Below are 12,890 nucleotides of genomic sequence, written 5' to 3' on the forward strand. Positions count from 1 at the left end.
TCCGAATTTTTTAGACGAGACTGAATCATGGCCCTCGACATTCACGCCCACCGCATCCTGATCCTCGACTTCGGTTCCCAGTACACCCAGCTGATCGCCCGCCGCGTGCGTGAAATCGGCGTGTACTGCGAACTGCACCCGTTCGACATGGACGAAGATGCGATCCGCGAATTCGCTCCTAAAGGCGTCATCCTCGCCGGTGGCCCGGAGTCGGTTCACGAAGCCAACAGCCCTCGCTGCCCGCAAGCGGTTTTCGATCTGGGCGTGCCGGTCTTCGGTATCTGCTACGGAATGCAGACCATGGCCGAGCAACTGGGTGGCAAGGTTGAAGGTTCCGAGCTGCGTGAGTTCGGTTATGCCCGCGTAGACGTGGTCGGCAAGAGCCGCCTGCTCGACGGCATCGAAGACCACATCGACGCCGACGGCCTGTTCGGCCTCGACGTGTGGATGAGCCACGGTGACAAGGTCACCAAGATGCCGCAGGACTTCCACATCCTGGCCAGCACCCCAAGCTGCCCGATCGCCGGCATGTTCAACGATGCTCGCGGCTACTACGGCGTGCAGTTCCACCCTGAAGTGACCCACACCAAGCAGGGCGGTCGCATCCTGTCGCGCTTCATCCTCGACATCTGCGGCTGCGAAGCCCTGTGGACGCCTTCGAAGATTGCTGAAGACGCCATTGCCAACATTCGCGCCCAGGTCGGCACCGACAACGTACTGCTCGGTCTGTCCGGCGGTGTGGACTCCTCGGTGGTTGCCGCACTTCTGCACAAGGCCATCGGCGACCAGCTGACCTGCGTCTTCGTCGACAACGGCCTGCTGCGTCTGCATGAAGGCGAGCAAGTGATGGCCATGTTCGCCGAGAACATGGGCGTCAAGGTGATCCGCGCCAACGCCGAAGACCAGTTCCTGAACAACCTGGCCGGCGAAAGCGACCCAGAGAAGAAACGCAAGATCATCGGCCGTACCTTCATCGACGTCTTCGATGCCCAGTCGAACAAACTGGACAACATCAAGTACCTCGCGCAAGGCACCATCTACCCGGACGTGATCGAGTCGGCTGGCGCGAAAAGCGGCAAGGCCCACGTGATCAAGTCGCACCACAACGTGGGCGGCCTGCCGGAAGAGATGAACCTCAAGCTGGTTGAACCCCTGCGCGAGCTGTTCAAGGACGAAGTCCGTCGTCTGGGCCTGGAACTGGGCCTGCCGTACGACATGGTCTACCGTCACCCGTTCCCGGGCCCGGGCCTGGGCGTGCGCATCCTCGGTGAAGTGAAGAAGGAATACGCCGACCTGCTGCGTCGCGCCGACCACATCTTCATCGAAGAACTGCGCAAGGCCGACTGGTACCACAAGGTCAGCCAGGCGTTCGTGGTGTTCCAGCCGGTGAAATCGGTTGGCGTGGTCGGCGATGGCCGTCGTTACGCCTGGGTCGTGGCCCTGCGTGCCGTGGAAACCATCGACTTCATGACCGCGCGTTGGGCACACCTGCCTTACGAACTGCTGGAAACCGTCAGCGGCCGCATCATCAATGAAATCGAAGGCATCTCCCGCGTCACCTACGACGTGTCGAGCAAGCCGCCGGCGACCATTGAGTGGGAATGATCCCGCGCCAGCCCTGAGGGGTTGATCGCTGGATGAAAAGCCGTGTGAACGAGAGTTCACACGGCTTTTTGCATTGCTGCGGGGCCTTCCTGCGGCCCGTCGTCATGCCCGCTTTGCTGTTTCTTTCACAACTGCGGGTGTATCGTATTCGCCTTTTGCGGGCCCCGGGCCTGTCGCTGATACGTGAGGTAGTTGAGTTCATGTCGTTTACCCGTCGCCAAATCCTCGGTGGCCTGGCCGGTCTTGTTGTCGTTGGCGTCGGTGCGGGGGGCGCTTCGCGCTACTGGCTGGGCAAGATGGCTGACGCCGAGGCAGGCCACGACTACGAGCTGATCGCAGCGCCGCTGGACGTGGAACTGGTAGCCGGGCACAGGACCCAGGCCTGGGCTTTCGGTCCGTCGGCGCCGGGCACCGAATTGCGGGCGCGCCAGGGTGAATGGCTGCGGGTGCGCTTCATCAACCATCTGCCGGTCGCGACCACCATTCACTGGCATGGCATCCGCCTGCCGCTGGAAATGGACGGTGTGCCTTACGTGTCGCAATTGCCGGTGTTGCCGGGTGAGTACTTCGACTACAAATTCCGTGTGCCGGATGCCGGCAGCTACTGGTATCACCCGCATGTGAACAGCAGTGAGGAGCTTGGTCGTGGCTTGGTCGGCCCGTTGATCATCGACGAACGCGAGCCGACCGGTTTCAAGTATGAAAAGACCTTGAGCCTCAAGAGCTGGCATGTCGACGACGTTGGCAATTTCGTCGAGTTCAGCATCCCCCGTGAAGCGGCCCGTGGCGGTACGGCGGGGCGCCTGGCGACCATCAACGGCGTGCCGCAAGCGGTGATCGACCTGCCGGCCGGGCAGATCACCCGCGTGCGCCTGCTCAACCTCGATAACACCCTGACGTATCGCCTGAACATTCCCGGCGTTGAAGCGCAGATCTATGCGCTGGACGGCAACCCGGTCGAGCCACGACCGCTCGGCAAAGAATACTGGCTCGGCCCGGGCATGCGCATTTGCCTGGCGATCAAAGCCCCGCCGGCCGGTGAAGAGTTGTCGCTGCGCAACGGCCCGGTGCGCCTGGGTACGTTTCGTTCGGTGGCCAATAGCGATGCGCCGACCGAGTGGCCACCCGCATTGCCCGCCAACCCGATCGCCGAGCCGGACCTGGCCAATGCCGAGAAACTCAACTTCAATTTCGAGTGGGTCGGCTCGGTGTCGGTCAACGTCGACAACGGCAAACCGCCGAGCCTGTGGCAGATCAACGGCAAGGCCTGGGACATCACCGACAAGACCTGCGCCGACCGGCCGATTGCCAAGCTCGAGAAGGGCAAGAGCTACATTTTCGAATTGAAGAACATGACTCAATACCAGCACCCGATTCACTTGCACGGCATGAGTTTCAAGGTCATCGCCTCGAACCGGCACAAGGTCATTCCGTATTTCACCGACACCTACCTGCTGGGCAAGAACGAGCGCGCGCAGGTAGCGCTGGTGGCGGATAACCCGGGTGTATGGATGTTCCACTGCCATGTGATCGACCACATGGAAACCGGCCTGATGGCCGCCATCGAGGTGGCGTGATGCGTCAGATTCGTCCCGCCACCATCATCGACCGCAGCCGTGATCGCGAATTCATGCGTGAGGCCCTGGCACTGGCAGCCCAAGGCGCGGCCCTCGGCGAAGTGCCGGTGGGCGCGGTGCTGGTGCAGGACGGCGAAATCATCGGTCGCGGCTTCAACTGTCCGATCACTGGCAGCGATCCTAGTGCTCACGCCGAGATGGTTGCCATCCGCGCCGCCGCCCAGGCCGTGAGCAACTACCGTCTGCCGGGCAGCACGCTGTATGTGACGCTGGAGCCTTGCAGCATGTGCGCAGGGCTGATCGTGCATTCGCGGATTGCACGGGTGGTGTACGGTGCGCTGGAGCCGAAGGCGGGGATTGTGCAAAGTCAGGGGCAGTTCTTTACCCAGGGTTTTTTGAATCACCGGGTGCTGTATGAAGGCGGGGTGTTGGCGGAGGAGTGCGGGGCTGTGCTCAGCGAGTTCTTCAAGGCCCGGCGCGCCAAGCCATCAGACTAAGCACCGCCCCCCTGTAGGAGCGAGCAGGCTCGCTCCTACAGGGATCTCCATCGGGACAATTATTTGCGGGCGACAATGACCGCCCGCATCGGCGCCGGCAGCCCTTCAACGGTCTTGCTGTGATCCTCGGGGTCAAGGAAGTCGCTCAACGACTGATACTTCATCCACTCCGTCCCGCGCTGTTCCTCGATCGTGGTGGTGCTCACATCCACGCACTTCACATCGGTGAACCCGGCTCGACGTAGCCACAATTCCAGCGCAGGCACCGACGGCAGGAACCACACGTTGCGCATCTGCGCGTAGCGATCTTCCGGCATCAGCACCTGATGCTTGTCGCCTTCGACCACCAGGGTTTCCAGCACCAGCTCACCGCCCTTGACCAGGCAATCCTTCAGCGCCAGTAAATGCTCGATCGGTGAACGCCGGTGGTAGAACACACCCATGGAAAATACCGTGTCGAAGCCTTCGAGGTTCGGCGGCAGGTCTTCGAACGGGAAGGGCAGGTGCCAGGCATTCGGCTCGGACAGGTAACGCTGAACGGCCTGGAACTGGCAGAAGAACAACCAGTTCGGGTCGACACCGATCACGCTGTCGGCACCGGCACCGAGCATGCGCCACATGTAATAACCGTTTCCGCAGCCGACATCGAGGATGCGCTTGCCCTTGAGGTCCAGGTGCGGAGCGACCCGCGACCACTTCCAGTCAGAGCGCCATTCGGTGTCGACGTGCACGCCGAACAGCTCGAACGGCCCCTTGCGCCACGGCGACAGGCCCATCAACGCGGTGCGCATTTGTGCGCGGGTCTCGTCGCTGCAATCGGTATCCAGCTTCAAGCCATTGAGCAAATCGACTTCGCTCGGCTGGATCTTCGGCAGGGCGTCCAGCGCGCTTTGCCAGCGCTCCAGGTCGCCATGGCCCTTCTCCATTTTCTTGTCGAGTTGCGCCTGCAGGGTGTTGGCCCATTCGGCCAGCGGCGTGCCGGCCAGACGGCGGGCGAGGGGGGACAGATCAATCATGGCAAGGCAATCAACGAGGCAAAGTTAAGACACTGGAACCACGGCACGACTTTCGAGAATCCGGCGGCCAGCAGGCGTTCGCGGTGTTCTTCGAGGCTGTCGGGCTTCATGACGTTTTCGATGGCGCTGCGTTTCTGGGCGATTTCCAGTTCGCTGTAGCCGTTGGCGCGTTTGAAGGCGATGTGCAGGTCGGTGAGCAACGCGTGTTCCTGCTCGTCTTCGAAGCGCAGTTTTTCCGAGAGGATCAGGGCACCGCCGGGCAACAGCGACTGACGGATGCGCGACAGCAACGCCGTGCGCTGGTCCGGGGCGATGAATTGCAGGGTGAAGTTCAGCGCGACCACCGAGGCCGGCTGGAACTCCAGCGCGAGGATGTCGCCCTCGATCACATCGACCGGCAGCAACTCCTGGAACATCGAATTCTGACCGTTGAGGTACTCGCGGCAACGCTCGACCATGGCCGCGGAGTTATCCACAGCGATGACCCGGCAACCGTCAGTGCGCACGTGCCGGCGCAGGGCCTGGGTCACGGCCCCCAGCGACGAACCGAGGTCGTAGAGCACGCTGTTGGGTTGGGCGAACTGCGCGGCGAGCACGCCGAGGTTTTCCACGATGGTCGGATAACCCGGCACCGAGCGCTTGATCATGTCCGGGAACACCCGCACCACGTCCTCGTTGAAGGCGAAGTCAGGCACCTGAGCCAAAGGCTGGGCGAAAAGGCGATCGGGTTCTTTGCTCACGGCGGTTCCAGCGGTGTAGGTGGAAAAGGCCGGCATTTTAGCCAAGTTGGCGCGGGGATGCGCGGGTTGTCTGATAAAGCGGCGGGGCTGATGCAGTTTGAATGCTGGCAGCCCCCTCGCCACAGGGGTCAGCGTCTGTTTTGGGGGAACGCCGAGGCAGTGATCCCCCATTGCCCAAGCCAGTAACTGAGGATAATCACATAAGGCGCCGCATCGAACGGCACCACAAACCGGCTGATGCCAATCACGCTGTCGGAGAACACAAACGCGACTGCTCCCGCCGCCGCCAGCAGCGCCGAACGTTTGGGCACGTCGGTGCCGAGTCGGGCAAGTGCGCGCCAGAGCATGGCGCTGATCGCCGTGCCATAGACAATCACGGGCACCAGCAGTGGGCCGAGGCCGTTGGAAATCAGAATCCCCAGCAGGACGGCGCCGACACCGATGGCCAGCACCAGCGGCAGCACGGCCAGGCGTCGGCAATCGCTCAGATAAGCCTTGAGATAAGCCAGATGCGCGACCAGAAACGCGCCCAGCCCAAACACGAACAGATCCCCCGGCCATGCCAGCAACACGTCGCCGACCAGGGAGAAAATCAGGCCTAGGCTGATCCAGCGCCGATATTCGCCGGGCGGTGCGTCGTGCAGCCAGCCGAGCAGGGCCAGCACCGGCAGCGGCTTGACCAGCAGGCACAGCAGAGACGCATGCACGCTCAGGCCATAAAGGAAGGTCACTGCGCCCATCAGTGCCAGAATCAGCCAGCCCACGATCAGTTGACCGAGATCGTGCAGTCGAACGAATCCACCGGCAGCACTTCCGGCGCCCACGGTTGTTGCGAGGTCAGGCGCAAACGTCCGGTGCCGGGCGCAAAAGCCTGAAAACGCCAGGTCGAGACCCCGGCCGCGCCGACGATGCCGGCATCTTCCGGGTTTCGATAAACCTCTGGCCCCAGGGCGTGCAACACCCCGCCGGCGGAATCCTGGATCGCCCAGCGATAACCTGTGGTCGGATTGCTCGGCAGGGTCAGGATCAGGTTTTGCCCGTTGCTGAGCTGCACCGGACATTCGCTTTGTTTTTCCACGGTCACGTTGTGCGCAGGTGGCGTGGCGCATCCGGCCAGCAAGGCGAGGGCGAGGGGGGCAAGCAGGCGAATGGGGGACATAAAGTCAGTGGCTCCGGCGTTCACGACGAACGGCGAGCATAACTTAAGATGAGACAAAGTGTGACAGGCATCCAGGCTCAAAAAGGGAGAGTAGTCCTGTGACATCGTCGTCATCGGCAACCCGTTTTACTGTCAAGTAAAGCAAGGTTGCCATGATGGCTGTTCGGTTCGGCATGTTTCCGAACAGCCGTTCCTGGGCATATCTGGCGATACGGATAGATCACCGCAGGTGCAACTCAACTGATAACTGCCGCAGCTTCTCGAACAAAATCAAATTGGCCTTTCAGAACGCGTGTAATACCCGTGAGCGTTGATGTAGCCGTGATGGTGAAGTCCGTGATGTCGTAGTGGCGGTCAGTTCCTTCGTTCGTGACGGTAATGGTTATTGAACCAGCAGTTGCTTTGTAGTGGTTTGCTCTAGGTTGTCGGTCGAGTCGACCTGATTCTTCATATGCCGCGCTATAAAACAAACCACTGTTGTCAAGGAGGTACGTCCCTGATGTCAAGTTGGGATCAAACGAAAAAGTGATGGATCGCTGAGCGTCGTCGACTCCTTTGTTCATGGAGAACTGAACATCAAAGTTATCAGGTATCAAAGTGTAGATGGCGAGATCTGTTGACAAAAACTCAGGGCGCATTTTAGTGGTGCATTGCATTTTTCCGTAGGAAACCGTGAAAGTTTCGGCAGTGTTTTCGTTTGGCATGGCCACTTTTCCTAATTGATTAAAACAGCTTGGAGCAGGAATTGTGACGTGCGAGATGAAAAGCAGGTACTGTCATAACTGACAGGTTTCTATTGCTTTTGGCGATATTGATTTTGTTGGCAAGTTGAAAATTCGCATAAAACTATCGCTGCCCACTCATCAAAAAACAGGCAGCGATAAAAAGCCTGCGTCTTAGAACAACACCTTCGCCACATCCGCAAATTTTTTGGCAAAGTGCACGGTAATGCCTTCCTTCAGATACTCCGGCAGTTCCTCGAAATTGCCCTGATTCGCTTCCGGCAGAATCAGCTCGAAAATCTTCTGCCGCCGCGCCGCAATTACCTTTTCCCGCACCCCGCCAATCGGCAGTACATGCCCGGTCAGGGTCAATTCACCGGTCATGGCCACGCCTTTTTTCGGCGGCTGGTTGCGCGCTAGCGAAAGCAGGGCACTGGCCATGGTTACGCCGGCGCTCGGGCCGTCTTTCGGGGTGGCACCTTCCGGCACGTGCAGGTGCACGAAGGCCTCGTCGAAAAACTTCGGATCGCCGCCATAGGACTTCAGGTGCGAGCTGACGTAGCTGTAGGCGATTTCCGCCGACTCTTTCATCACGTCACCCAATTGCCCGGTGAGCTTGAAGCCACGGTTGAGGGTGTGGATGCGCGTGGCTTCGATCGGTAGAGTCGCGCCGCCCATGCTGGTCCAGGCAAGGCCGGTGATCACGCCGACACCCGACAGCACCTGCTCGTTACGGAACACCGGTTTGCCGAGGGACGTTTCGAGGTCTTTCGGGCCGAGTTTGATCACCGCCTCAGGATCGTCGAGCAGTTTCATCACCGCTTTGCGCACCAGTTTTCCGAGGTTTTTTTCCAGCTGGCGCACACCGGCTTCACGGGCATAACCGTCGATCAGCGCCTTGAGCGCACTGTCGCTGATGCTCAGGCTGCCCTTGGACACACCGGCTTTCTCAAGCTGTTTGGGCCACAGGTGACGCTTGGCGATGGCGACTTTTTCTTCGGTGATGTAACCCGACAGGCGAATCACTTCCATCCGGTCCAGCAGCGGGCCGGGGATCGAATCCAGGGTGTTGGCGGTGCACACGAACAGCACTTTCGACAGGTCCATCCGCAGATCCAGATAATGGTCGAGGAATTCGACGTTCTGCTCCGGATCCAGGGTTTCCAGCAGCGCCGAGGCCGGGTCGCCCTGGTAGCTCTGGCCCATCTTGTCGATCTCGTCGAGCATGATCACCGGGTTCATCACTTCGACGTCTTTCAACGCCTGCACCAGTTTGCCCGGCTGCGCGCCGATGTAGGTGCGGCGATGGCCCTTGATCTCGGCTTCGTCGCGCATGCCGCCAAGGCTGAAGCGGTAGAACGGCCGGCCCAGGGATTCGGCGATGGATTTGCCGACGCTGGTCTTGCCCACGCCCGGCGGGCCGACCAGCAGCACGATGGAACCGCTGATCTCGCCCTTATAGGCCCCGACCGCGAGGAATTCGAGGATGCGGTCCTTGATGTCGTCAAGGCCGGCGTGGTGTTTGTCCAGCACCCTGCGCGCGTGCTTGAGGTCGAGTTTGTCCTCGCCGTACACACCCCACGGCACCGAGGTCGCCCAGTCGATGTAATTGCGGGTCACCGCATATTCCGGCGAACCGGTTTCGAGGATCGACAGCTTGTTCATTTCCTCTTCGAGGCGTTTCTGCACCTGCGCCGGCAGGACTTTCCCCACCAGCCGCTGCTCGAACTGTTCGAGGTCGGCGCTGCGGTCGTCCTTGGTCAGCCCCAGCTCCTGCTGGATGACCTTGAGTTGCTCCTTGAGAAAGAACTCGCGCTGATGTTCACCGATCTTGCGGTTAACTTCGGCGGAAATCTCTTTTTGCAGGCGCGCGACTTCGACTTCCTTGCGCAGCATCGGCAGGACTTTTTCCATGCGCTTGAGCATTGGCACGCAGTCGAGCACTTCCTGCAGCTCACTGCCGGTGGCCGATGTGAGCGCGGCGGCGAAGTCGGTCAGCGGCGACGGATCGTTGGGGCTGAAGCGGTTGAGATAATTTTTCAACTCTTCGCTGTACAGCGGGTTGAGCGGCAGCAGTTCCTTGATCGCATTGATCAGCGCCATGCCGTAGGCCTTGACCTCGTCGGTCGGCTCGGTGGGCTGGTGCGGGTATTCGACTTCCACCAGGTACGGCGGGCGGTGGTGCTTGAGCCAGGTCTTGAGGCGTACGCGGGTCAGGCCCTGGGCGACGAATTGCAGCTTACCGTTTTCACGGCTGGCGTGGTGCACCTTGACCAGGGTGCCGTACAGCGGCAGGGCCGAGGTGTCGAAGTGGCGCGGGTCTTCCTGGGGGCTGTCCATGTAGAACAGGGCCAGGGAGTGGTGTTCGGACTTGGCCACCAGGTCCAGGGTCTCGGCCCACGGTTCTTCGTTGACGATGACCGGCAACACCTGGGCCGGGAAGAACGGGCGGTTGTGAATCGGGATGATGTAGACCTTGTCCGGCAGGTTCTGGCCAGGCAGGGCCAGGCCTTTGCCAGGTTTGTGCTGCGGGGCGTTTTCCGGATCGGCGTATTCGCTCGGGTCTTCGGGGAATTCCTGCTGGTCGCTCATGGGGGCACCTGCGCAATGGGTATGGGTCTTAGATGGGGCAGGTTGGCGGTGGTTTCAACGGTCATTTTCTGCGAAGCGGTGTTTCGCAGGTGTGTTCAGCGCAGAGACAGGTTAGCTGGGATTCGGCTCGACACCGTTCAATTGTAGGAGCGAGCCTGCTCGCGATAGCGGTCTGACAGTCACTTCAAGGATGTCTGTCATGTCCTCATCGCGAGCAGGCTCGCTCCTACAATGGGACGATGGTGAGCATAAAAAAGGCGACGCCTGTGGGGGCGTCGCCTTTCGTTTTACCGCCGCTAAAACTTACTCGGACAGTTTGTACGCAATCACATAGTCACCCATTTTGGTGCCCAGTGAGCCGTGGCCACCGACGACCAGCAGTACGTACTGCTTGCCGTCCTTGCCGGTGTAGGTCATCGGCGTCGCCTGACCGCCAGCCGGCAGGCGCGATTTCCAAAGCTCGTTGCCGGTGTTGACGTCATAGGCGCGCAGGTATTGATCCAGCGTGCCGCTGAGGAAGCCGACGCCGCCGGCGGTGACCATCGAGCCGCCCATGCTTGGCACGCCAAGTGTCAGGCCGATAGGCAGTGGCGAACTGTCGCGGCTGGTGCCGTTCTTGCGTTTCCACACGACTTTGCTGGTGGTCAGGTCGATGCCGGCCACGTAGCCCCAGGCCGGAGCCTGGCACGGTACGCCGAACGGCGACATGAACGGGTGCATGATCACCGCGTAAGGTGCGCCGGTATTCGGCTGCACGCCCGCGGTTTCGCTCTCGCGCTTGCTGCCGGCCGCGACTTCGGCGCGTGGCACCATTTTCGAGACGAAGGCCATGTAGTTCGGGCTGGTGAACAGCATCTGGCGAACCGGGTCGACCGAAACGCCGCCCCAGTTGAAGACGCCGACGTTACCCGGATAGATCAGGCTGCCCTGTTCCGACGGCGGGGTGTACTGACCTTCGTAACGCAGTTCCTTGAACTGGATGCGGCACAGCATCTGGTCGAACGGGCTGGCGCCCCACATGGCTTTTTCGGTCAGTTCCGGGGCCAGCAGGTTCAGGTCCGAACGGGCCTGGGTCGGCGCGGTGTGGTCACCTTTCACGGCGCCTTGCGGAACCGGGATTTCCTTGATCGGGATGATCGGCGTGCCGTCACGACGGTCGAGTACGTACAGGCTGCCTTGCTTGGTCGGCTGGATCACAGCCGGCTTGATGCCGTCGGCGGTTTTCATGTCCAACAGGGTTGGCTGGCTGCCGACGTCCATGTCCCACAGGTCGTGGTGAGTGAACTGGTAGTTCCAGCGCACCTTGCCGGTGGCCAGGTCCAGCGCGACCAGGCCGGCACTGAACTTCTCGGCGCCCGGGGTGCGGTCTGCGCCCCACTGGTCTGGAGTCTGGTTGCCCAGTGGCAGGTAGACCATGCCGAGTTTTTCGTCGATGCTGGCCAGCGACCACATGTTGGCCGAGTTGCGGCTGTAGTGTTCGCCCTCAGGCAACGGTTCGGTCGCGTCGGGATTGTTGCTGTCCCAGTTCCACACCAGATGACCGTCGTGTACGTCAAAGGCACGGATCACGCCGGATGGCTCGTTGGTCGACTCGTTGTCGGTGACGTGGCCACCCATGATCACCAGGTCACGGGTGATTGCTGCGGGCGAGGTGGCGTAGTAGCCACCGGGGGTGAACGGGCCGATGCCTTGAGTCAGGTCAACCACGCCGTTTTTACCGAAACCTTCGCAGACCTTGCCGGTGTCGGCATTGAGTGCGATCAGGCGTGCATCGGCGGTTGGCAGGTACAGGCGACGCGGGCAGACCTGGGCAACGGCTTTGCCGGCCTCGGAAATCACTGCGGAGGCTGGGTTTTCAGACTGGGCGTAGGCCGCTTCGTCGTAGTACGACACGCCACGGCAAGTCATGTGGGCGAAGCCCTTGAAGCCCACCGGGCTCTTGATCTGCGGGTCGAAACGCCACAGTTCCTTGCCGGTGTCCGGGTCCAGCGCCAGCACCTTGCTATGGGCGGTGCAGGCATAGAGCATGCCGTTGGCCTTGAGCGGGGTGTTTTCGTTGGTCAGTTCCACCGGGTCATCGGCGGTCGGCAGATCGCCGGTCTGGATACGCCAGGCTTCTTGCAGCTTGCCGACGTTGGCCGGAGTGATCTGCTTGAGCGGCGAGTAGCGGTCACCGAATTCGCTGCGGCCATAGGCCTGCCAGTCGCCTTCGGGCATCTGCGGCGCAGTGCTGGTCATGTCCGCGGTGTCGCGGCCCAACTCGCCCAAGGTCTCGCCAGGATGGGTGAACTGGCTGGCCACGGCGGTGGCGCCGGCCAGGACCACTGCCACGCTCAAGGCGCCAGTGCCCATGGGGGCAGGGCCGTTGATCAGCAATGGACGACGGAACCACGGCAGCAGCATCACTACACCGAGGGCGAACCACAGCGCCAGGCGCGGCACCAGTTGCCACCAGTCCAGGCCAACTTCCCACAGCGCCCAAACAGTGCTGGCGAACAGCACCAGTGCGTACAGGCCCAGCGCGGCACGGCGGGCGGCGATCAGCAACACGCCGCTCAGCGCGATGCCGATACCGGCCAGCAGGTAATACAGCGAGCCGCCGAGCATGCTCAGCTTGATCCCCCCGGCCAGCATGGCCAGGCCCATCAGTAGAAGCAGAATGCCGAGCAGGGTCGGCCATAGACGGCTTCGACTCGAGGCACTATCAGTGCTCATAGTGTGATTCTCCGTGACGTTTCATAGAGTCCCGCGCAAGTTCACTGTAGATGACGATCTTGTGCGGGCGTGGTTCAAGTAAAACTGGTGTGGTTGACGCATACCCTTGTAGGAGCGAGCTCTGTGGCGAGGGGGCTTGCCCCCGTTCGGCTGCGAAGCAGTCGCAAAGCATTGCACTCGGTGTGCCTGACACGCCGCAGTTGCAAGTATTGGGGTCGCTTCGCAACCCAACGGGGGCAAGCCCCCTCGCCACATGTCGCTCCCACA

General features: G+C 61.2%; 10 protein-coding genes. 3 read left to right on the plus strand and 7 right to left on the minus strand.

Annotation, left to right across the window (positions count from 1 at the left end; translation table 11 throughout):
• Nucleotides 1-27: 27 nt before the first annotated feature.
• From guaA to tadA, 3 genes are all read left to right on the plus strand, one after another.
• The gene (guaA, locus tag AABM52_RS05285) at nt 28-1,605 is read left to right on the plus strand and encodes a glutamine-hydrolyzing GMP synthase (RefSeq protein ID WP_347910809.1); all 1,578 of its coding nucleotides are present in this window, start codon (nt 28-30) and stop codon (nt 1,603-1,605) included.
• Between the two features lie 200 nt (nt 1,606-1,805).
• Nucleotides 1,806-3,182 (plus strand): multicopper oxidase family protein, encoded by a 1,377-nt coding sequence (locus AABM52_RS05290; RefSeq protein ID WP_347910810.1) that lies wholly within the window; start codon nt 1,806-1,808, stop codon nt 3,180-3,182.
• Complete coding sequence (gene tadA / locus AABM52_RS05295) at nt 3,182-3,679, plus strand: tRNA adenosine(34) deaminase TadA (RefSeq protein WP_347910811.1); 498 nt, start codon at nt 3,182-3,184, stop codon at nt 3,677-3,679. Before AABM52_RS05290 ends, tadA begins: the two co-directional genes overlap by 1 nt.
• Before the next feature lie 59 nt (nt 3,680-3,738).
• Here tadA and cmoB read toward each other — a convergent pair whose 3' ends face one another.
• The 7 genes from cmoB to AABM52_RS05330 all read right to left on the minus strand — a co-directional run bounded on the left by cmoB (nt 3,739) and on the right by AABM52_RS05330 (nt 12,623).
• Entirely contained in the window at nt 3,739-4,695 is a 957-nt protein-coding gene (cmoB, locus tag AABM52_RS05300) for a tRNA 5-methoxyuridine(34)/uridine 5-oxyacetic acid(34) synthase CmoB (protein WP_347910812.1), read from the minus strand.
• Entirely contained in the window at nt 4,692-5,435 is a 744-nt protein-coding gene (cmoA, locus tag AABM52_RS05305; RefSeq protein ID WP_347910813.1) for a carboxy-S-adenosyl-L-methionine synthase CmoA, read from the minus strand. Before cmoA ends, cmoB begins: the two co-directional genes overlap by 4 nt.
• A gap of 128 nt (nt 5,436-5,563) precedes the next feature.
• Nucleotides 5,564-6,199: a lysoplasmalogenase gene (locus AABM52_RS05310; RefSeq protein WP_347912585.1), complete on the minus strand. Its 636-nt coding sequence runs from the start codon at nt 6,197-6,199 to the stop codon at nt 5,564-5,566.
• 2 nt (nt 6,200-6,201) lie between these two features.
• Nucleotides 6,202-6,594: a protease inhibitor I42 family protein gene (locus AABM52_RS05315; RefSeq protein ID WP_347910814.1), complete on the minus strand. Its 393-nt coding sequence runs from the start codon at nt 6,592-6,594 to the stop codon at nt 6,202-6,204.
• Nucleotides 6,595-6,830: 236 nt separating this feature from the next.
• A complete protein-coding gene (locus AABM52_RS05320) occupies nt 6,831-7,298 on the minus strand; it encodes a hypothetical protein (RefSeq protein WP_347910815.1) in 468 nt (155 codons plus the stop codon).
• Nucleotides 7,299-7,490: 192 nt separating this feature from the next.
• Nucleotides 7,491-9,908 (minus strand): endopeptidase La, encoded by a 2,418-nt coding sequence (lon, locus tag AABM52_RS05325; protein ID WP_347910816.1) that lies wholly within the window; start codon nt 9,906-9,908, stop codon nt 7,491-7,493.
• Between the two features lie 303 nt (nt 9,909-10,211).
• Nucleotides 10,212-12,623 carry a glucose/quinate/shikimate family membrane-bound PQQ-dependent dehydrogenase gene (locus AABM52_RS05330; protein WP_347910817.1) on the minus strand — a complete coding sequence of 804 codons (2,412 nt, stop codon included), beginning with the start codon at nt 12,621-12,623 and terminating at the stop codon, nt 10,212-10,214.
• Between the last annotated feature and the right edge of the window lie 267 nt (nt 12,624-12,890).

Origin of the sequence: Pseudomonas grandcourensis, from assembly GCF_039909015.1 — a bacterium.
In the GTDB taxonomy this organism is placed as follows: domain Bacteria; phylum Pseudomonadota; class Gammaproteobacteria; order Pseudomonadales; family Pseudomonadaceae; genus Aquipseudomonas; species Aquipseudomonas grandcourensis.